The organism is Rhizobacter sp. SG703 (genome assembly GCF_012275445.1).
In the GTDB taxonomy this organism is placed as follows: domain Bacteria; phylum Pseudomonadota; class Gammaproteobacteria; order Burkholderiales; family Burkholderiaceae_C; genus Rhizobacter.
Map to the genome: position 1 here is coordinate 473,254 of NZ_JAAZQK010000002.1, position 19,997 is coordinate 493,250.

A 19,997-nucleotide genomic window follows, 5' to 3' on the forward strand; every position below is an offset into this window, starting at 1 on the left:
TCAGACCACGGGCGACGCGCCGGCCTGGCTCAGCCGGTTCCAGGCGGCCCGCGCAGCGAACTCGTCGGTCTGCTTCTGCTCGCGGCGGTCGGCCAGCAGGCGCATCTCCTGCAGCCGGCGCTCCAGCAGCTTGCGCACCGACGCGACGCGCATCTCCTGCTCGTGCAGCAGCTGCAGCATGCGTTCGACCCTTCCCTGCGCATGGATCACCACGCGCTGCTGCTGGTCGATCGCCAAGGTCAGCCGCTGCATGAAGCCCTGGTAGCACTGCATCAGGTCCATCGAACTGCTGCGGCTGAACTGCTCGCGAAAACGCGCTTCGTACTCGCCGCGATAAGTCACCAGCTGCTCGGCCTGGGCCGAGGCCGCGGCCTGCGCATCGGTCGCGCGGCGCGATTCGGCCATCGCCGCATCGCGCTCGCGCTCGGCCTGACCCAGCAGCGCCATCAACGGTTCAATCGAACGATCATTGTTCATCGGGATACTCCTTCAATCGCCGTGATCAGGTGCCGAACAACTTGCGCAGGTCGCGCACGCTGTTGTTCAAGCTGGCCGGTTTGTTCATGCCCTGCTGCAGCAGCTCGACCATCGGGCCGTGCAGCTTGACGGCGGCATCGAGCTCGCCGTCGTGGCCGGGCGAATACGCGCCCAGCTGGATCAGGTCGCGCGCCTTCGTGTACTTCGCGCTCAGCTGGCGGAAGCGCCGCGCCGCGTCGATGTGCTCCTGCGGGCTGACGTTGTTCATCACCCGCGAGATCGAGCGCTCGATGTCGATCGCCGGGTAGTGCCCGGCCTCGGCCAGCTCGCGCGACAGCACGATGTGGCCGTCGAGGATGCCGCGCGCCGCATCGGCGATCGGATCCTGCTGGTCGTCGCCTTCGCTCAGCACGGTGTAGAACGCGGTGATCGAGCCGACGCCGTGGATGCCGTTGCCGCTGCGCTCCACCAGCTGAGGCAGCTTCGCGAAGCAGCTCGGCGGGTAGCCCTTGGTGGCCGGCGGCTCGCCGATCGCCAGCGCGATCTCGCGCTGCGCCATCGCGAAGCGGGTCAGCGAATCCATCAGCAGCAGCACGTGCTGGCCGCGGTCGCGGAAGTGCTCGGCGATCGCGGTCGCGTAGCTCGCGCCCTGCAGCCGTGTGAGCGGCGGCGCATCGGCCGGCGCGGCCACCACCACCGAGCGACGCAGGCCTTCCTCGCCGAGGATGTCCTCGATGAATTCCTTCACTTCACGGCCGCGTTCGCCGATCAGGCCGACCACGATCACGTCGGCCGCGGTGTAGCGCGCCATCATGCCGAGCAGCACCGACTTGCCGACGCCGGTGCCGGCGAACAGCCCGATGCGCTGGCCGCGGCCGACGGTCAGCATCGCGTTGATCGCGCGCACCCCGGTGTCCAACGGCTGGCGGATCGGGTCGCGGTCCATCGCGTTGATCGGGCGGCGCACCAGCGGCTCGTTGTGCACGCTGCCGAGCGGCCCCTTGCGGTCCATCGGCATGCCCTGCGAATCGACGACGCGGCCGAGCAGCCCGTCGCCCATCGGCAGGTGCAGCGTGCGGTCTTCGCTGCGCCGCCATTGGTGCTGGACCGCACCGAGCAGCAGCGGCACGATCGGCGACGGCCGCGGCACGACGCGCGCGCCGCTTGCCAGCCCGTGGATCTCGCCGGTGGGCATCAGGTAGGCACGGTCGCCCGAGAAGCCGACCACCTCGGCCAGCACCGGCGGCTGGCCGTCCATGCGCACCTCGCAGACCGAGCCGACCGGCACGCGCAGGCCGGCGGCCTCGAGCACGAGCCCGGCCACGCGCACCAGCGTGCCCTGGGTCTCCAGCGGCATCGCATCGGCCGAGAAGCTCTTCAGGTCGCCGAGGTAGCGCTGCCACTTCTCGTTCGCGGATCTGTCGGCGGTGGCGACCGCGCTGGATTCCTGTTTCGACGTGATCATGCGGGCTCACCGTTCTCGTCGATCTCGGGCAACGGTGCTTCGTCGCCTTCCCATTCCTGTTCGCAGCCGAGCGACGCGGCGACCCGGCGCCAGCGCGCCTCGAGCGTCGCGTCGATCACGCCGATGTCGGACTCGACCAGGCAGCCGCCGCGCAGCACCTCGGCATCGGACAGCAGCCGTGCGCCGCGCGCGGCCAGCACGTCGGCCGCGCCCTGCGCGACCAGCGCATGGTCGTCCGGGTGCACGCGCACGGTGATGTGGCGGGCACTCAGCAGCAGCGTGTCGATCGCCTCGGTCGCGACCACTGCCACCAGCTCGGGCCGCACGCTCAGCTCGCTGCGCACCATCTGCTTGGCGAGTTGCGTCGCGGTGACGGCCAGCGCGCGGGCCATGTCCTGCTGCAGGTCGTCGAGCTGCTGGCCGAAACCCTGCACGAGCGCGCCGACCTGCGCGGTGACCTGCGCCGCGTAGCTCTGCTTGAAGCCGTCGAGCGCGACCAGGCCGTCGCGGTAGCCGTCCTGGTAGCCGGTCTGGCGCACCTGCTTGAGCTGCGCCATCAGTTCGTCGACCGGGTTCGGCGCCGGCGGGGCCGGCGGCTCGGGCCGGTGCACGCCGGGGTTCGGCGCCTCGTTGCCGCCGGACAGCGAGCCAGGCGTCCAGGCAGCGAACGAGTTCAGTTCCTCGCGCGGGATGAAGCGGCTGTAGCTGTTGGCCGGCTTCGAGCCTGCCGGCGGCGGCACCTGCCGCGGGCCGGTCGGCTTAGAGGAACTGGTCATCGCCGCCGCCTCCGAGCACGATCTGGCCTTCATCGCTCAGGCGACGCACGATCTTCAGCATTTCCTTCTGCTCGGCCTCGACCTCGCTGACGCGCACCGGGCCGCGCGATTCCAGGTCTTCGCGCAGCGTCTCGGCGGCGCGGGTCGACATGTTGCGGAACACCTTCTCGCGCATCTCCGGCGTCGCGCCCTTCAGCGCGATCACCAGCGATTCGGACTGCACTTCCTTCAGCACCATCTGGATGCCCTTGTCGTCGACCTTCTCCAGGTCGTCGAACGTGAACATGTTGTCCATGATCTTCTGGGCCAGCTCGTTGTCGGCCTCGCGCACGTAGTCGAGCACCGCGGTCTCGATGCTGCCGCCCAGCAGGTTGATCATCTCGGCCGCGGTCTTCACGCCGCCGAGCGAGGCCTTGCGCAGTTTGTCGCCGCCGGCCAGCACCTTGCTCATCACGTCGTTCAGGTCCTTCAGCGCCGACGGCTGGATGCCGTCGAGCGTCGCGATGCGCACCACCACCTCGTTGCGCTGGCGCTCGGTGAAGCACTTCAGCACCGACGAGGCCTGGTCGAAATCCAGGTGCACCAGGATCGCCGCGACGATCTGCGGGTGCTCGTTGCGCAGCAGCTCGGCCACCGAGCTGGCGTCCATCCACTTCAGGCTCTCGATGCCGCTGGTGTCGCCGCCCTGCAGGATGCGGTCGATCAGCAGGTTGGCCTTGTCGTCGCCGAGCGCCTTGCGCAGCACGCTCTTCACGTACTCGTCGGTGTCGGTGACCAGCAGGCTCTGCTCCTGGGCCTGGTTGGCGAAGCGCTCCAGCACCATCTCCACGCGGTCGCGCGGAATGGTCTTCATCTTCGCGATCGTCTCGCCGAGGCCTTGCACCTCTTTCGGCGTCAGGTGCTTGAACACCTCGGAGGCTTCCTCCTCGCCGAGCGACATCATCAAGATTGCCGCGTCTTCCAGTCCCTTGGTGTCCATCGTCTGTTCCGTGGTTCTTGTGGTCGGCGACGGTCAGGCGGCTTCGCCGCTGACCCAGTCGCGCACGATGCTGGCCACGGCAGCGGGGTTGTCCTTGGCATAGGCGCGGGCGGCGATCAGCGTCGGGCTGATGCGCGGCGACTCGAGCATCGGCACCTGGCTTTCTTTGCCGAGCTTCGGCAGCGATTCGGCGTCGTCGACCACCGCATCCAGCGTGGTGCCGCGCGCATCGGCCGGCGGCACCGGCTGCGGCAGCGCGGCCTTCAGCGCCGGGCGGATCAGGCCGAACACGATCACCATCGCGACCAGGGCCAGCGAGGCCGGCACCGCGGCGGCGCGCAGCATGTCCAGCGTCTGCGGCTGCTTCCAGATCGGCGTGGTGTCGGGCTCGATCTTCTCGATGCGGAACGGCGCGTTGATCACCTTCACCGAATCGCCGCGCTCCTGCTTGAAGCCGATGCTCTCGCGCACCAGCACGTTCAGCTTCTCGATCTCGTCGGGCGTCAGCGGCACGGTGGTGGTCTTGCCCTTGGCGTCGGTCACGCTGCGGTGGTTGACGACCACGGCGGCGTTCAGGCGCTTGACGGTGCCGGTCGCGTTGCGCGTCACCCGCACGGTCTTGTCGACCTCGTAGTTGGTGACGGCTTCCTTGCGGCTGTTGGTGTTGCTCGCGGCGCCGTTCTGCGCGGTCTGCAGCGGCTGGGCGGCGCCCGTCACCGGGGCGGTCGCCGGCACCGGCGGCTGGTTCGACGCGGCGCCGGGGATGCCGGTGGCGCCCGCGCCGCTCTGGCCCATCTGCTCGCTGCTCTGCTGGCTGCGCACGCTGGCCTGGGCGTTCTCGCCCTGGTTCGGCTTGAACTCCTCGGCGGTGGATTCGACCTGCGAGAAGTCGATGTCGGCGGTGACCTGCGCGCGCAGGTTGTCGCGGCCGATCACCGGCTCGAGGATGTCGAGGATGCGCTTGTTGTAGCTGGCCTCGATCTGGTTCACGTACTGCAGTTGCTGCGCGTCGAGGCCGGCGCCGTTGGTCGCGTCGTTGGCGGCCGACAGCAGCGTGCCGGTCTGGTCGAGCACGCTGACGGCTTTCGGGTTCATCTCGGGCACGCTGGACGACACCAGGTGCACGATGCCGGCGATCTGCGAGCGGTCGAGCGTGCGGCCGGGGTGCAGCGTCAGCATCACCGACGCGCTCGGCTTCTGCTGTTCGCGGAAGAAGCCGTTCTGGTTCGGCAGCGCCAGGTGCACGCGGGCGTTCTGCACCGCCGACATCGCGGTGATCGAGCGGGTCAGCTCGCCTTCGAGGCCGCGCTGGAAGGTCAGGCGTTCCTGGAACTGGGTCTGGCCGAACTTGGCGCCGTCCATCAGCTCGAAGCCGACGATCGAGCCCTTCGGCAGGCCGGCCGACGCCAGCTTCAGGCGCAGGTCGTGGACCTGGGCCGATGGCACCAGGATCGCGCCGCCGCCGTCCGAATAGCGGTACGGCACGTTCATCTGCGACAGCTGGGCGATGATCGCGCCGCCGTCCTTCTCGGACAGGTTGGCGTACAGCACCTTGTAGTCGCCCTGGCTGCTCCACAGCGTGATCGCGGCGAGCACCGCCACCAGTGCGGCGATGCCGAGGCCCAGGCTGGCCTTGCTCTTCGCCGGCAGCGCGGCGAGGCGCGCGCCGAAACCCGCCGGCGCCGGGAGCTGGCTGGGGTTGGCAAGGGTGACCGCGTTGTCCATGTTGTTCGCTTGGTGCTGAGACGGCAAAGGCCGGCTGACGGAAGCGATTATTTGGAAACTTGAGGTTTCAATTGCGTTGAACAGCCGGGGAAACGGCCTGCAGTTCGCCCCATCCGACTCCGGGGTCTTGTCTACAGTCCGATCCCATGGACGTCACCCTCAAGCCCTTCAACTTTGCCCAGGCTGCGGCCCGTGCGGGGCTGAACCCGAACGGCACGCCGCTGGTCAACGGCAGCAAGGCCACCGAGGGCGCGGGCTTCCAGCAGGCGCTGGCGCAGGCGCTGCGCGGGGTCAGCGATTCACAGCTGAAATCGGACGAGTTGCAGCGCCAGGTGTCGCTGGGCAACCCGACGGTGAGCCTGGAGGAGACGATGGTCTCGATGCAGAAATCGCAGATCGGCTTCCAGGCCACGCTGCAGGTGCGCAACCGGCTGGTGCAGGCTTACTCCGACATCATGAACATGTCGGTGTAACGCGTTGTCAGCGTGCCGCTGTAGTGTTCTGTCGTGACGTGCTTGTCGTGACGGAATCGACAGCCCGGCAAGACCCCCCATTCGCGTGTACCCGAAGGCGCAAGTGCCCGAAGTTCGGGACAATGGCGGCCTGATATCCGACGCTGCCGCGCACCACAAGGTGCTGCCGCGCGGCGTCTCACCGTTGGGCTGCTGTTTGAAATCCGCGTTCGTTATTCCGGGGCTGCTGGCTGCCGCCCTCGTGACCTGCCTGCCGGCCCATGCCGACGATGCCGTCGAGCAGATGGTGGCCGGCATCGATGCCGTGCTGTTCGTCTGCATGCCGGTCGACCCGAAGAGCATGAAGCCCGGGCAGGACATGCTCGTGCAGCTGGCGGCCAAGACCAAGTCGGACCTGTCGTCGGTGCGCAAGAGCGACGGCTACCGCAGCACCTACAACTCCGAGGTGAACCGGATGCTGTCGATGCCGGCGAAGGACAAGCTGGCCACCTGTCAACGAGCGTTCTGACGCGCCCCCAGTCGCTCTCGCTCCTGCCTTGCAGGCCGCAGGACTGTTCATGTCCGGGCTCGGCCCCCAAGGGGCGCCTCCCAGCGGCCCGGCAAAGCCGGTTCCGCGGGTGTTGCTCGATAGTCGCGAGGCGCTTCGCGCTCGCGGCCTACTTCAACGCTTTGTAGCGCAAGCGCTTCGGTTTGGCGCCTTCTTCGCCCAGTCGGCGCTTCTTGTCGGCCTCGTACTCCTGGTAGTTGCCGTCGAAGAACACCCATTTCGAATCGCCTTCGCAGGCGAGGATGTGCGTCGCGATGCGGTCCAGGAACCAGCGGTCGTGGCTGATCACCATGATGCTGCCGGCGAATTCGAGCAGCGCGTCTTCGAGCGCGCGCAGCGTTTCCACATCGAGGTCGTTCGACGGTTCGTCGAGCATCAGCACGTTGCCGCCCTGCGCCAGCGTCTTCGCCAGGTGCAGCCGCCCGCGCTCGCCGCCCGACAGGCTGCCCACCAGCTTCTGCTGGTCGTTGCCCTTGAAGTTGAAGCGGCCGATGTAGGCGCGCGACGGCATCACGAACTTGCCGACGACGATGTTGTCGAGCCCGCCCGACACGTCCTGCCACACCGTCTTGTCGGCTTCGAGCGATTCGCGGCTCTGGTCGACGAAGGCCATCTTCGTGGTCGGGCCGATCTTCACGCTGCCCGAGTCCGGCTGTTCCTTGCCGGCGATCATGCGGAACAGCGTCGACTTGCCGGCACCGTTCGGGCCGATGATGCCGACGATCGCGCCGGCCGGCACCTTGAAGCTCAGGTCGTCGATGAGCACGCGGTCGCCGAAGCTCTTGCTGACGTTGGTGAACTCGATCACCTCGTGGCCCAGGCGGTCGGCCACCGGAATGAAGATCTCGTTGGTCTCGTTGCGCTTCTGGTAGTCGACGTCGGACAGTTCCTCGAAGCGGGCCAGGCGCGCCTTGCTCTTGGCCTGGCGGCCCTTCGGGTTCTGGCGCACCCACTCCAGTTCCTTCTTCATCGCCTTCGTGCGCGCGTCCTCGGTCTTCTGTTCCTGCTCGAGGCGCTGTTCCTTCTGGTCGAGCCAGGTGCTGTAGTTGCCCTTGTACGGAATGCCGCGGCCGCGGTCGAGTTCCAGAATCCATTCGGCCGCGTTGTCGAGGAAGTAGCGATCGTGGGTGATGGCCACCACGGTGCCGCTGAAGCGGCTCAGGAACTGCTCCAGCCAATCGACCGATTCGGCGTCCAGGTGGTTGGTGGGTTCGTCGAGCAGCAGCATGTCGGGCTTGGACAGCAGCAGGCGGCACAGCGCGACGCGGCGCTTCTCGCCACCCGACAGCTTGCCGACCACCGCCTCCCAGGGCGGCAGGCGCAGCGCATCGGCCGCGATCTCGAGCTGCAGGTCGGTGTTCTCGCTGCCGGCGGCGGCGATGATGGCTTCGAGCTCGGCCTGCTCGGCGGCCAGTGCGTCGAAATCGGCATCGGGCTCGGCGTATTCGGCGTACACCTCGTCGAGGCGCTTCTTCGCGGCGAGCGAACCGCCCAGGCCTTCTTCGACCGCCTGGCGCACCGTCTGGTCGGGCGCCATCACCGGTTCCTGCGGCAGGTAGCCGATGCGCAGGTTGGGCATCGGCGTGGCCTCGCCTTCGATGTCCTTGTCGATGCCGGCCATGATCTTCAGCAGCGTGCTCTTGCCGGAACCGTTCAGGCCGAGCACGCCGATCTTGGCGCCGGGGAAGAAGCTGAGGGAGATGTCCTTGAGGATCTGGCGCTTGGGCGGGACGATCTTGCCCACGCGGTTCATCGTGAATACGTACTGAGCCATGGCGTGTGGTCCTGGAGAGCGGGAAGAGCTGGGGTGGAGCTGCGAGCTGGAATGGCCGGCCGCAGAACGCGGCGCCAGGGCGGTATTGTCGCCGCTCCGCGGACCGGCTTGCGCGGGTGCGCGGATCAAGCCCGCGCCGACCCCGCAGTTCAACCGATGAAAACGCGTTCAGCAGGTAGAATGCCGCCACCAGCGCAGACACCAGTCACTTCGCTGCCGTCATCCCTGACCTGAGCCTCGCGCTCGCCTCACCGTCTGCCTGCGACTGGCGCCGAAGATCTCGGCGACGGGCCGATCTCCTGATGGATCCCCATGTCTTTTGACACCCTCGGCCTGTCCGAGCCCCTGCTGCGTGCCGTTCACGAACAGGGCTATACCGTTCCCACGCCCATCCAGGCACAGGCCATCCCGGCCGTGTTGTCCGGCGGCGACCTGCTCGCCGGCGCCCAGACCGGCACCGGCAAGACCGCCGGCTTCACGCTGCCGATGCTGCAGCGCCTGTCGACCAAGCCGGCGGTGCGCGATGCGCGCGGCAAGCTGCCGATCCGCGCGCTGATCCTCACGCCCACCCGCGAACTCGCGGCGCAGGTCGAAGAAAGCGTGCGCACCTACGGCAAGTACCTGCCGCTGACGTCGATGGTGATGTTCGGCGGCGTCGGCATGCAGCCGCAGATCGACCGTCTGCGCAAGGGCGTCGACATCCTGGTGGCCACGCCCGGCCGCCTGCTCGACCATCACCAGCAGCGCACGCTCGACCTGAGCCACGTCGAGATCTTCGTGCTCGACGAGGCCGACCGCATGCTCGACATGGGCTTCATCCACGACATCAAGAAGGTGCTGGCGATCGTGCCGGCGCAGAAGCAGAGCCTGCTGTTCTCGGCCACCTTCAGCGACGAGATCAAGACGCTGGCCGACCGCCTGCTGAACAAGCCGGCGTTGATCGAAGTGGCGCGCCGCAACCAGACCAACGACGCGATCGCGCAGAAGGTCCATCCTGTCGGCCGCGAGATGAAGAAGGAGCTTCTGACGCACCTGATCAAGTCGAACGACTGGCACCAGGTGCTGGTCTTCACGCGCATGAAGCACGGCGCGAACCGGCTGGTCGAGCATCTGCTGAAGCAGGACATCAGCGCGATGGCGATCCACGGCAACAAGAGCCAGAGCGCGCGCACCAAGGCGCTGGCCGACTTCAAGACCGGCGACCTGCAGGTGCTGGTGGCCACCGACATCGCGGCGCGCGGCATCGACATCGACCAGTTGCCGCACGTCGTCAACTTCGAGCTGCCGAACGTGCCGGAAGACTACGTGCACCGCATCGGCCGCACCGGCCGCGCCGGCGCGCAGGGCGAGGCGGTCTCGCTGGTGTGCGTCGACGAGAACGGCTTCCTGCGCGACATCGAGAAGCTGATCAAGCGCGAGATCCCGAAAGAGATCGTGCCGGGCTTCGAGCCCAGCCCGGGTGAGCGCCCCGAGCCGATCGTGCTCGGGCGCATGGTCATCGGCGAAGGCGCCGGCCGCGGCGGTCACCGGCATGCCGGCGGCGGCGGTGGCGGCCGCGGTGCTGGCGGCGGTGGCGGACACGGCGGTGGTGGCCGCGGGCGTGACAGCCGCGGTGGTGGCGGTGGTGGCGGTTCGGCCCCGGCGCGCTCCAGCGGCGGTGGTGGTGGCGGTGGCGGCCACGCCCGCACCGGTGGTGGGCAGGCGCCGGCAACGTCGGCGGCGCGGCCGAGCGGTCCGCGTCCGTCGCAACCCGGCAACGGCCCGCGCCGCGATGGCGCCAAGCCGGCCCCGCGCCTGACCCAGCCGAAGCGCTGAGCCCCCCGAATCACGGCTGTCTGACAGTTGCCGAGGGAGTCGGCACTCACAGACAGCCGGATTTGTATCCAGTTGTTCCGGCTATCGCGGGGATCGCGACGCCAGGGCTTGCTGCCTGACGCGTCTGGATACATATCGAGCCGACATGGGGCGTACCGTCGACGCCCGCCCATTCGACTCGAGAGACAACCCCATGGACAGCACCTGGCACACGGCCTGGCAAGGGCCGGACATCGTCGTTTTTCACGACGATGCCGAAGTCGACCGCTTCAAGGCCGCCGACGTACAGCGCGTGATCTTCGTGCAGCACGGCAGCGGTGAGCACCTTGGCGACCTGTCGTACTCGGTGGTGGAGCTGCCCGACGAGTTCCTGCTGCTGCCGGCCAACACCGGATTCGCCGGCCGCGTGCACTTCGAGCGGCTGGCCTTCTGGGCCGAGAAGCGGTGCATTTTCTGGGCGCATGAGTCCCATGCCCCGCTGCCCGGGCGCCTTCGCCGCGGGCTGCGCCTGCTGAAACCCGCGCTGCCGATCTTCGGCAGGGTGCCGCGCGTGGAACTGCAAGACACGATTGCCCGCTGGACGCTGGTCGGTCCGCAGACCTGGGACGAGCGCAAATGGCAACGGATCGCGCTGAGCCGGCCGTTCGCCACCGCGGTGGAGGCCGCCAAGCCGCGCTTGCGCGCCTGATCGTCAAGCAAGAGATCGCGACGATCGAGGCCGCGAGCGGGCCGAGCGCCGGGCCGCCCCAAGCCGGCCCGCAATCCCCTCGGGGGATCGGCAAGGTACCCTTTGCCGAGGGGTTCAAGTGCCCACAAAAAACCCGGCCTGAGCCGGGTTTCCTGTGCCTTGGGGCGCTGACGCCCTGAAAGCTGCCTGGATCTCAGGCGGCCTTCTTTTCAGCCTTGGCCTTCTTGGCCTTCTTCGTCGACTTCTTGGCAACCTTTTTCTCGGAAGCGGCCGGAGCAGCTTCCTTGGCGGCCGGTGCGGCAGCGGCCGGAGCCGAAGCAGCTTGGGCGAACGCGCCCAGCGAGAAGGTGGCGGCGATCAGCGCGGCGATGAGTTTGTTCATGGGGGGCTCCTTTGCAAAGGTCGAGCAACACGCTCGACGGGCACAACGGGAGCCTGCGCCGGTTCGTTGACGAAACATCAGCGTTTATTTACGAACAGTTCGTGAGCGTGACTTTCATCAAGTCTCAGCACGGGCGTGACGCAGCAATCGACCGGTGCGAGCAGCGCCCACCAAGCGGACAGCGTGCGGGTAAACACCAGGTCGGCCAACGCATCGCGCAGGGCCAGCGACTCCGGGCTGCCGATCTGCAGCCCGAGCGACCAGTGCCGGTCCGACCAGTCGGGGCGCTCGATCGCGACGCACAGGCGCTGCCAGAACGGCAGTTCGAGCGCACCGACCGCCAGGTGCCGTCCATCGGCCGTGCGGTAGACGCCGTAGCACGGCGCGCCGCCCGACAGCAGGTCGCTGCCCGGCTGCGGCGCGCGGCCGGTCTGCGCGACCACCAGGTCGGCCAGCACGTGGTGGCGGCGGACTTCATGGGTCATCGAGATGTCGACATGGCGCCCGCTGCCGCCGCGCTGCACCGCGAGCAGGGCCGCGAGGATCCCGGCCACCGCCGCCTGCGTCCCGCCCATCAGGTCGCCGATCTGGAAGTTCGGTGCGACCAGTTCGCCGTCGGGTGTGGCCAGCTGATCCAGCACGCCGGCCATCGCGATGTAGTTGATGTCGTGGCCGGCCCGTTCTGCCCATGGCCCGGTCTGGCCGTAGCCGCTGATCGAGCACATCACGAGCCGCGGGTTGCGCGCCGACAGCACCGGCCAGCCGAGCCCGAGCCGGTCCATCGCACCGGGCCGGAAGCCTTCGATCAGCACGTCGGCCCCGGTGACCTCGTCGAGCAGCGCAGCGCGATCGGCGTCGTCGCGCAGGTCGAGCGTGCGCAGCGCCTTGCCTTCGTTCAGGCGGCGAAACATCAGCGCCGGCTCGCCGGCCGCGCGTTCGGCGTCGGTGCGCCACAGCTCTCGCGCGCCGTCCTGCTGGCCGGGCGGTCCTTCGATCTTCAACACCGATGCACCCAGGCGCTGCAGCTCCAGCGCGGCCAGCGGGCCGGGCAGCAGCCGACTCATGTCGACGACCTGAACTCCAAGCAGCGGCGGGCGCATCGATCGATCAGGCAACGCCCGCGGATCCGGCTTTGCCGGGTCGCTGGGTGGCGCCCCTTGGAAAGCAGGAGCGAAGCGACGGGGGGCTATTCAAACTTGCCTTCGCGCATCCACTTGGTGGCGACCCATTTTTCGCCTTCGAGCACCGGCGCGCCGCCATGCAGCGTGCGCGTCATCGGGTGCGGCCGGTCGTAGCTGAAGAACACCGCATTGCCCTTGACCGGCGACACCTCCAGGTGCACGTCGGGAAAGGTGGTGGCGCCACCGCGCTTCGGTGAATTCAGGTAGACCACCAGCGTGCCGACACGCTGGCCGCCGCGCTTCAGGATGGTCGGCGTGCCCGGCTGCGCCGGGTCGAAGTAGTCGTAGTGCGGCTTGTACTCCGCCCCCGGCTGGTAGCGCAGGATCTGCAGGCCCTCGCCATTGTCGAGCGGCCAGTTCAGCAGCTTCGCGATGCGCTCCTCGACGCGCGCGCAGATCGGGTTCTCGGCGCGGCCGAAGAACATGCCCTCGCTGGTGCGCGCGACGTTGACCTCGCTCGCGCCGGTGGTCGTGACCACCGTCTCTGAGCGGGCCAGCCGCTGGCGCGCCAGCGCGACCAGTTCGTCGCACTCGGCCTCGGTCATCAGCCCGCCGAACACGACGACGCGCGGGTTGCGCATCGCCATCACGATCTTGATTTCATGGCCGTCGACCACCACCGAGCCCGGCGCATCGAGCAGGTCGGGCTCAGGCACTGGAACCGGTACCGGCAGGCCGTTCGCCTTCGCGTGGTCCTTCAGGAATCCCTGCAGCGTGTTCTCCAGCGCATCGATCGCGACGTCTTCGGTCCAGCCGCTGTCGATCATGGACTTCAGGACGTCGTCCGGGCTGCGGCCGGCCTTGGCCTGGTCGACGATCCATTGCCGCAGTTCGGGCGTGATGTTCTGCTTGGTCGTGCTGTTCATGGTGGCTCAGCTCAGTTGGACGCGACCGGCCCGCCCTCGGGCAGGCGGCGACGAAAGACCAGCCGGTCGGGTTGCGACTCGGCGGGATCGAAACGGTAACCGTCGGCGTTGAATTTTTCCAGCCCCTTCGGCGTGGCCAGCCGCTTCTTCACCGCGTGGCGGGCCATCAGCCCGCGGGCGCGCTTCGCGAAGAAGCTGATGACCTTGTACTGGCCGTTCTTCCAGTCCTCGAACACGCAGTCGACGACGCGCGCCTTCAGCACCTTGCGGCGCACAGCGCGGAAGTATTCGTTCGACGCGAGGTTGACGACCACCGGGCTGGCATCGGCCGCGAGGCGGTCGTTCAGGTGCTCGGCCAGCGTGTCGCCCCAGTAGTCGTACAGCGTGGCGCCGCGCGCGGTGGGCAGCGGCGTGCCCATCTCGAGCCGGTAGGGCTGCATGCGGTCGAGCGGGCGCAGCACGCCGTACAGGCCCGACAGGATGCACAGGTGCTGCTGCGCCCAGGCCAGGTCGGTGTCGCTCAGCGTCGGGGCCTTCAGGCCGTCGTAGACGTCGCCGTCGAACGCCAGCGCGGCCGGGCGGCTGTTGGCGTCGGTGAAGCGCGGGCTCCAGGCCGCATAGCGCTCGACATTGAGGGCCGACAGCGATTCGGAGAGGTGCATCAGCGCAGCGATGTCGGCGACCGACCGCGTCTTCAGCACCTGGATCAGCTCGGCCGATCGCGGCAGGAAGGACGGCATCGTCGGCTCGTGCGCGGTGCGCAACGGCGTGTCGTAGTCGAGGGTCTTGGCGGGCGAGAGCAGGAACAGCATGAAGCCGATGCGCGGTGCAGGAAGAAACGGAAACCCCGAACTCTATCGAATCGGCGCGCAACATCTGGTTTCCAGGTGTGCCGCCACTGCAGGCGCGTCAAAGGACTTCAGCGGAAATCGCGACTTCTCGCCACCAGGCCGCCGAGCAGCGATGTGTGGTCGATCATCTTGACCGCCAGCAGGTGCATCACGTCGCCCTGGCGCTGCCACTGGCCGTAGACCGTCAGCAGCCGCGAACCGAGCAGGGCCTGGCGCTGGGTTTCGAACACCCGCGGCCAGACGATGATGTTGACCGCGCCGGTCTCGTCTTCGAGCGTGACGAAGATGGTGCCCTTGGCGGTCTGCGGCCGCTGCCGGTGCGTGACCAGCCCGCTCGCGCGCGCCAGCCGGCCGTCGGGGTAGCCGCGCAGCACCGCCGCGGTCTGCACCTGGAAGGCTTCGAGCTGCGGGCGCAGCAGCGCGAGCGGGTGGCGCTTCAGCGTCAGCCCGAGCGCCTGGTAGTCGGCCAGCGTCTCGTCGGCCTCGGCCGGCTCGGGCAGCTGCAGCGCGGGCTCGTCGACGCGGGTGCGGCTCAGCATCGCGGTGGGCCGGGTGTCGACGCCGGCCACCGCCCAGGCCGCCTGGTGGCGGTGGCCGCTCAGGCTGCGCAGTGCATCGGCCTGCGCCAGCGACTGCAGCTCGTGCGCATTCAGCCCGGCGCGCCGCGCCAGGTCTTCGGGGCTCGCGAAGGGGCCGTGCTCGCGGGCCGTGGCAATGCGCCGGGCCGCGGCCTCCGACAGGCCGCCGACGCGGTTCAGCCCCAGCCGCACCGGCCGCAGCCCGTCGCCGTGCGTGCGCGGCTCGTCCAGCGGCCACTCCAGCGCGCAGTCCCATTCGCTGCAGTCGACATCCACCGGGCGCACCTCGACCCCGTGCTCGCGCGCATCGCGCACCAGCTGCGCCGGGCCGTAGAAGCCCATCGGCAGGCTGTTCAGCAACGCGGCCAGGAAGGCATCGGGGTGGTGGCGCTTGATCCAGCTGCTGTTGTAGGCGAGCAGCGCGAAGCCGGCCGCATGGCTTTCGGGAAAGCCGTACTCGCCGAAGCCCTCCATCTGCTTGAAGATGCGCTCGGCGTAGTCGAGCGTGTAGCCGTTGGCGACCATGCGGCCGACCAGCCGTTCATGGAAGGGCCCGAGCCCGCCCTTGCGCTTCCAGGCCGCCATCGCACGGCGCAGCTGGTCGGCTTCGCCCTGCGTGAAGTCGGCGGCCAGCATCGCGATCTGCATCACCTGCTCCTGGAAGATCGGCACGCCCTTCGTGCGCTCCAGTGCGGGCCAGAGCTTCTCGGGGCAGTCGATCTCCTTGATCGGCAGGTTGCGGTTCTTCAGGTAGGGGTGGACCATGCCGCCCTGGATCGGCCCGGGCCGCACGATCGCCACCTCGACCACCAGGTCGTAGTACTTGCGCGGCTGCAGGCGCGGCAGCATGCTCATCTGCGCCCGGCTTTCGATCTGGAACACGCCGATGGTGTCGGCCTTGCAGATCATGTCGTAGGTGGCCTCATCGCCCTCGGCGATGTCCTGCATGCGGAACGGATGGCCCTTCTTGTGGCCGATGAACTCGAGCGCGCGGCGCAGCGCGCTGAGCATGCCGAGCGCGAGGATGTCGACCTTGATGAGCCCGAGCGCGTCGAGGTCGTCCTTGTCCCACTGCACGACGCTGCGCTGGTCCATCGCGGCGTTCTCGACCGGCACCAGTTGCTCGATCTGGTCGCGCGCGATCACGAAGCCGCCCGGGTGCTGGCTCAGGTGGCGCGGAAAACCCACCAGCATGCCGGTGAGTTCGGCCCATTGGCGCACTACCAGCGAGTCGGGGTCGAAGCCGTTCTCGCGCAGCCGGTCGGCGCTGATGCCGCGGCCGTCGAACCACTGCTGGCTCTTCGACAGCGCATCGATGCGCTGCAGGTCGATGCCGAGCGCGCGGCCGACATCGCGCACCGCGCTGCGCGGGCGGTAGCTGATGATCACCGCGGTGAGCGCCGCGCGGTGGCGGCCGTACTTGCCGTAGATGTACTGGATGACCTCCTCGCGGCGCTGGTGCTCGAAGTCGATGTCGATGTCGGGCGGCTCGTTGCGCTCGGCGCTGATGAAGCGGCCGAACAGCAGCGTCGCCCGCCCCGGATCGACCTCGGTCACTTCGAGGCAGTAGCACACCAGCGAGTTGGCCGCGCTGCCGCGGCCCTGGCACAGGATGTTGCGATCGCGCGCCCAGCGCACGATGTCGGCCACCGTCAGGAAGTAGGCCTCGTAGCCGAGCTGCTCGATCAGCGCGAGTTCGTCCTCGATCTGCCTGGCCCACTCGGGCTTCAGCCCGTTCGGAAAGCGCTTCGGCACGCCGGCGTAGGTGAGCCGGCGCAGGTGGGCGATCGGCGTGCTGCCCTCGGGCACGACCTCGCGCGGGTATTCGTACTTCAGCTCGGCCAGCGAGAAAGTGCATTGCGCGGCCAGCACCAGCGTGTTGTCGAGCCACGCCGGCTCGTAGAGGCCGGCCAGCCGGCCGCGCGAGCGCAGGTACTGCTCGGCATTCGGCGCGAGCTGCAGCCCGCATTCGGCGAGCGGCAGCTTCAGCCGCGTGGCGGTCAGCGTGTCCTGCAGCGACTTGCGCGAGCGCAGGTGCATCAGCACGTCGCCGGCCGCGACCACTGGCAGGCCGACCCGCCGGGCGACGTCCGCCACGGTGGCGAGCAGTTCGTCGTCGCCGGGTCGGTGCAGGCGCTCGACGACCAGCGCGGCCCGCTCGTGGAACCAGGTCTTCAGCCACATCGCATGCGCGAACACCGTCTCGAACGGCTGCGAGGCCTCGGGCACCAGCAGCGCGAGGCAGTCGGGCAGGCCAGCCAGCGTCGGCGCATCGGGCACGCCGCCTTCGAGGTCGGACGGGTGGGCGCGGTAATGCCCCTTGTCGGCACGGCGCCGCGCGACGGTGATCCAGTGCGACAGGTTGCCGTAGCCGCGGCGCGTCTTCGCGAGCAGCACGAGCCGCGCATGCGGGGCGCCGTCGGCCGGCAGCGTGAGCCGGATCTCGCTGCCGATGATCAGGTGCAGCTGGCGGCGCTGCGCTTCGACATGCGCGCGCACGACGCCGGACAGCGAGCATTCGTCGGTGATCGCGAGCGCCGCGTAGCCGAGGTCGGCCGCACGGTTCACCAGCTCCTCGGGGTGCGAGGCGCCGGTGAGGAAGCTGAAGTTGCTGCGGCAGTGCAGCTCGGCGTAGGACGGAAGCATCTCTGAGAGGGACTGTATGTTCATACAGTATATGAAGCGCCCGCCGGACTGCAAACGTGTTCAGGACAGATGGACCGCCCACCAAGCTGCTCGTGGAGTCAGGCACGCGGCAGAATCGCTGCCCCTCCCGACGAGATCGCCCCGATGCCCCACGCCTTCTGCCGGCCCCTGCGGCCGCTTCGCACGCTGTCCCTCGCAGCGGCGGCCGCCGCCGCGTCGTTCGGCTGCGCCTACCCGCGCACCATCCACGTCTACGACGAGGCCTGCCAGATCACGGCGCGCCAGATGGTGCTCGACGTGACGGAGGTCAACACGATCTCATCGTGCAGCGGCAACCACTGCGTCGTCCAGCTGGTGGGCCAGGCCGCGGTGCTGGCCGCCTCCACCGTGATCTCCGGCAGCATCGTCGTGACCGGCAACGTCGTCTACTGGCTCGAGAAGAAGCGTGACTGCCGGCCGAAGCCGGCGCCCTCCAACGCAATCGATGCAGGCACACCCGCATGATCGTCCGGTCGTGATCGAGAGGAACCGGTTCGAGGAAGCCGGTTGCGCGCTGGTGCCTGCGGTCCGGCGCTGCGCGCCTGGTCCGAGAAGGAAGGCGTGCTGTTCGTTCAAGCGCCGGTCGACTTCCTGGCGCAACTGGTTGCCGTGCGCGTCCACCTCGACGCCTGCACCGCGCAGGACGGGCCGCTGCGTACCGTCCCCGGCACCAGCCGTCGCCGGGTGTTGCATTTCCTGTTTGCACCGCGACACCCACCGCACGGCCTGCGATGGCACCATGCGGCGTAGCCCACCGCACGCCTCCACCATGGCCGAGGCGCCACCGACCATGTCAGATCCGAACCCTTCTCCCGCGGCGTTCACCGTCGGCAACCTGGCGACACTCGAAACGCTGTTCGCCCCGGTCGGCGAAGCGTCGATCCGCAAGGAGGTGCCGTCGCTGCACCCGGTGTACCGCCGCTGGCTCGAAGCCGCGCCGTTCGCGGTGCTCGCCACCAGCGGCCCGGGCGGGCTCGACGCCTCGCCGCGCGGCGACCCGGCCCCGCTCGTCACCGTGCAGGACGAGCACACGCTGCTGCTGCCCGAGCGGCGCGGCAACAACCGCATCGACAGCCTGCGCAACATCGTCGCCGACCCGCGCGTCGCGCTGCTGTTCATGATCCCCGGCGTCGGAGAGACGCTGCGCGTCAACGGCCGCGCCCACCTCAGCGTCGACCCTGCGCTGCTCCAGCGGCTCGCGATGGACGGCCGCCCGCCGACCTGCGTGATCGTCGTGCACATCGAGACGGTGCTGTTCCAGTGCGCCCGCGCGCTGCAGCGCTCGAAGCTGTGGGCACCGCCCGCCTCCGATGCCCGCAGCACGGTGCCGTCGGCCGGCGCGATGCTGGCCGCGCTCACCGACGATGCGATCGACGGCGACGCCTATGACCGCGCGTTGCCCGAGCGGCAGCGCGGCACGCTGTACTGACACCGTCGGCTTCACGATGACGACCCCGCCCCCTTCCCCCGCCTCGGTCACGCTGCGCACCGAGCGGCTGCTGCTGCGCCCCTTGCACGACGACGACGCGGCCACGCTGCTGGCGATCTTCGGCGACCCCGAGGCTATGCGCTACTGGAGCGTCCCCGCCTGGACGAGCCTCGACCAGGCGCACGCGATGCTCGGGCGCGACCGCGCCGAGCGGGCCGCCGGCACCCACCTGCGCCTCGGCCTCGAGCGGCGGGACGACGGCGCGCTGATCGGCGTGTGCACGCTGTTCAACCTGAGCGCCACCTGCCGCCGCGCCGAGGTCGGCTATGCGCTCGCCCGGGCCGCCTGGGGCCAGGGCCACATGAACGAGGCGCTGCGCGCGCTGCTGCGGCATCCGGCGGATGAACGTGTCCGGAAACGGCCACCGCTGACCCGCCATCGCCCCTACGCTGGGTTCGTCAACCGGAGATCACGATGGCCTCGATCCGCAAGCAAGTCTCGATCAACGTCCCCGCCGGGCAGCTGTGGAATGCGGTGCGCGATGTCGGCGCGCTGCACACCCGGCTGGTCCCCGGCTTCGTCACCGATTGCCGGCTGGAAGACGGTGCCCGCGTCGTGACCTTCGCGAACGGCGTGGTGGCCCGCGAGCTGATCGTCGACCTGGACGACACCGCGCGCCGGCTGGTCTGGAGCGCGGTCGGCGGCCGGCTCACGCACCACAATGCGTCGGTGCAGGTCTTCGACGAAGCCGATGACGAAGGCGCCTGCCGCCTGGTGTGGATCGCCGACCTGCTGCCCCATGCGATGGCCCCGGCGATCGCCGAGATGATCGAGCAGGGCCTGCAGGCGATGAAGGCGGCGCTGGAATCCGCCGAGTCATCGCGCCACAATGAGCCCCCTCCTGTTTGAGCGGCTGAAAGGAAGGCCTCGATGATCTTCGACCACATCGGCTTCAACGTCAGCGACTTCGCCACGATGCGCAGCTTCCTCACCGCGTCGCTGGAACCGCTGGGCATCGGCATCGTGAAGGAAGCCGACGGCTGGGCCATGATCGGCCGCGACGGCAAGGGCCAGTTCTGGTTCGGCAGCTTCGGTGCGCCGCCAGGGCCGATCCACCTCGCGTTCGCCGCGCAAGACCGCGAGCAGGTGCGCCGCTTCCATGCCGCCGCGCTGGCCGCCGGCGCGAAGGACAACGGCGCCCCCGGCCTGCGCCCGCACTACCACCCGAACTACTACGGCGCCTTCGTGATCGGCCCGGACGGGCACAACTTCGAGGCGGTCTGCCACAACCCGCAGGCGTAGCCGG

Annotated in this window: 21 protein-coding genes; 10 read left to right on the forward strand and 11 right to left on the reverse strand. The window is 68.9% G+C overall.

What is annotated here, in order from left to right; genetic code table 11:
• The 5 genes from fliJ to fliF are packed head-to-tail and all read right to left on the reverse strand — an operon-like array spanning position 1 to position 5,422.
• The gene (gene fliJ / locus FHT26_RS05130; protein WP_168559076.1) at positions 1-477 is read right to left on the reverse strand and encodes a flagellar export protein FliJ; all 477 of its coding nucleotides are present in this window, start codon (positions 475-477) and stop codon (positions 1-3) included.
• A 25-nt stretch (positions 478-502) separates the two neighbouring features.
• On the reverse strand, positions 503-1,942 hold the full coding sequence (gene fliI, locus FHT26_RS05135; protein WP_168559077.1) for a flagellar protein export ATPase FliI: 1,440 nt from the start codon (positions 1,940-1,942) through the stop codon (positions 503-505).
• Positions 1,939-2,718: a FliH/SctL family protein gene (locus tag FHT26_RS05140; protein WP_168559078.1), complete on the reverse strand. Its 780-nt coding sequence runs from the start codon at positions 2,716-2,718 to the stop codon at positions 1,939-1,941. The genes fliI and FHT26_RS05140 overlap by 4 nt, the downstream gene beginning before the upstream one ends.
• Positions 2,702-3,697 carry a flagellar motor switch protein FliG gene (gene fliG, locus FHT26_RS05145; RefSeq protein ID WP_168559079.1) on the reverse strand — a complete coding sequence of 332 codons (996 nt, stop codon included), beginning with the start codon at positions 3,695-3,697 and terminating at the stop codon, positions 2,702-2,704. Before fliG ends, FHT26_RS05140 begins: the two co-directional genes overlap by 17 nt.
• A gap of 33 nt (positions 3,698-3,730) precedes the next feature.
• The gene (gene fliF, locus FHT26_RS05150; protein WP_168559080.1) at positions 3,731-5,422 is read right to left on the reverse strand and encodes a flagellar basal-body MS-ring/collar protein FliF; all 1,692 of its coding nucleotides are present in this window, start codon (positions 5,420-5,422) and stop codon (positions 3,731-3,733) included.
• Between the two features lie 146 nt (positions 5,423-5,568).
• On the opposite strand from fliF, the gene fliE reads away from it, so the two are divergent.
• A complete protein-coding gene (gene fliE, locus FHT26_RS05155; protein ID WP_168559081.1) occupies positions 5,569-5,895 on the forward strand; it encodes a flagellar hook-basal body complex protein FliE in 327 nt (108 codons plus the stop codon).
• Positions 5,896-5,980: 85 nt separating this feature from the next.
• Positions 5,981-6,403, forward strand: coding sequence for a hypothetical protein (locus FHT26_RS05160; RefSeq protein WP_168559082.1), 423 nt, complete (start codon positions 5,981-5,983; stop codon positions 6,401-6,403).
• Positions 6,404-6,551: 148 nt separating this feature from the next.
• On the opposite strand, the gene ettA is transcribed toward FHT26_RS05160, so the two are convergent.
• Positions 6,552-8,216 (reverse strand): energy-dependent translational throttle protein EttA, encoded by a 1,665-nt coding sequence (ettA, locus tag FHT26_RS05165; protein WP_168559083.1) that lies wholly within the window; start codon positions 8,214-8,216, stop codon positions 6,552-6,554.
• 312 nt (positions 8,217-8,528) lie between these two features.
• Between ettA and FHT26_RS05170 the strand changes: the two genes are divergently transcribed.
• Both FHT26_RS05170 and FHT26_RS05175 read left to right on the forward strand, forming a co-directional pair.
• A complete protein-coding gene (locus FHT26_RS05170; RefSeq protein ID WP_168559084.1) occupies positions 8,529-10,031 on the forward strand; it encodes a DEAD/DEAH box helicase in 1,503 nt (500 codons plus the stop codon).
• A 145-nt stretch (positions 10,032-10,176) separates the two neighbouring features.
• Positions 10,177-10,719, forward strand: coding sequence for a hypothetical protein (locus FHT26_RS05175; protein WP_168559085.1), 543 nt, complete (start codon positions 10,177-10,179; stop codon positions 10,717-10,719).
• 193 nt (positions 10,720-10,912) lie between these two features.
• Here the strand turns inward: FHT26_RS05175 and FHT26_RS05180 are convergent, their stop codons facing one another.
• The 5 genes from FHT26_RS05180 to FHT26_RS05200 form a co-directional block, all read right to left on the reverse strand.
• Positions 10,913-11,101, reverse strand: coding sequence for a hypothetical protein (locus FHT26_RS05180; protein ID WP_168559086.1), 189 nt, complete (start codon positions 11,099-11,101; stop codon positions 10,913-10,915).
• Positions 11,102-11,178: 77 nt separating this feature from the next.
• Positions 11,179-12,201 (reverse strand): CaiB/BaiF CoA transferase family protein, encoded by a 1,023-nt coding sequence (locus FHT26_RS05185; RefSeq protein WP_168559087.1) that lies wholly within the window; start codon positions 12,199-12,201, stop codon positions 11,179-11,181.
• 86 nt (positions 12,202-12,287) lie between these two features.
• Positions 12,288-13,148, reverse strand: coding sequence for a 2OG-Fe(II) oxygenase (locus FHT26_RS05190; protein ID WP_168559088.1), 861 nt, complete (start codon positions 13,146-13,148; stop codon positions 12,288-12,290).
• Positions 13,149-13,159: 11 nt separating this feature from the next.
• Positions 13,160-13,960, reverse strand: coding sequence for a peroxide stress protein YaaA (gene yaaA / locus FHT26_RS05195; RefSeq protein WP_168559089.1), 801 nt, complete (start codon positions 13,958-13,960; stop codon positions 13,160-13,162).
• A gap of 107 nt (positions 13,961-14,067) precedes the next feature.
• On the reverse strand, positions 14,068-17,223 hold the full coding sequence (locus tag FHT26_RS05200) for an error-prone DNA polymerase (RefSeq protein ID WP_246867712.1): 3,156 nt from the start codon (positions 17,221-17,223) through the stop codon (positions 14,068-14,070).
• A 144-nt stretch (positions 17,224-17,367) separates the two neighbouring features.
• Here FHT26_RS05200 and FHT26_RS05205 point away from each other — a divergent pair, with 144 nt between their 5' ends.
• From FHT26_RS05205 to FHT26_RS05230, 6 genes are read left to right on the forward strand one after another with little or no spacing between them, the layout of a single operon-like run.
• Positions 17,368-17,727: a hypothetical protein gene (locus tag FHT26_RS05205; protein ID WP_168559091.1), complete on the forward strand. Its 360-nt coding sequence runs from the start codon at positions 17,368-17,370 to the stop codon at positions 17,725-17,727.
• A 42-nt stretch (positions 17,728-17,769) separates the two neighbouring features.
• Complete coding sequence (locus FHT26_RS05210) at positions 17,770-18,012, forward strand: hypothetical protein (protein WP_210427251.1); 243 nt, start codon at positions 17,770-17,772, stop codon at positions 18,010-18,012.
• Between the two features lie 40 nt (positions 18,013-18,052).
• The gene (locus tag FHT26_RS05215) at positions 18,053-18,691 is read left to right on the forward strand and encodes a pyridoxamine 5'-phosphate oxidase family protein (RefSeq protein ID WP_168559092.1); all 639 of its coding nucleotides are present in this window, start codon (positions 18,053-18,055) and stop codon (positions 18,689-18,691) included.
• Positions 18,692-18,707: 16 nt separating this feature from the next.
• Positions 18,708-19,310: a GNAT family N-acetyltransferase gene (locus tag FHT26_RS29665; RefSeq protein WP_246867713.1), complete on the forward strand. Its 603-nt coding sequence runs from the start codon at positions 18,708-18,710 to the stop codon at positions 19,308-19,310.
• Entirely contained in the window at positions 19,226-19,600 is a 375-nt protein-coding gene (locus tag FHT26_RS05225; RefSeq protein WP_349238090.1) for an SRPBCC family protein, read from the forward strand. Before FHT26_RS29665 ends, FHT26_RS05225 begins: the two co-directional genes overlap by 85 nt.
• A 24-nt stretch (positions 19,601-19,624) precedes the next feature.
• On the forward strand, positions 19,625-19,993 hold the full coding sequence (locus FHT26_RS05230; protein WP_168559222.1) for a VOC family protein: 369 nt from the start codon (positions 19,625-19,627) through the stop codon (positions 19,991-19,993).
• The last annotated feature ends 4 nt before the right edge of the window (positions 19,994-19,997 follow it).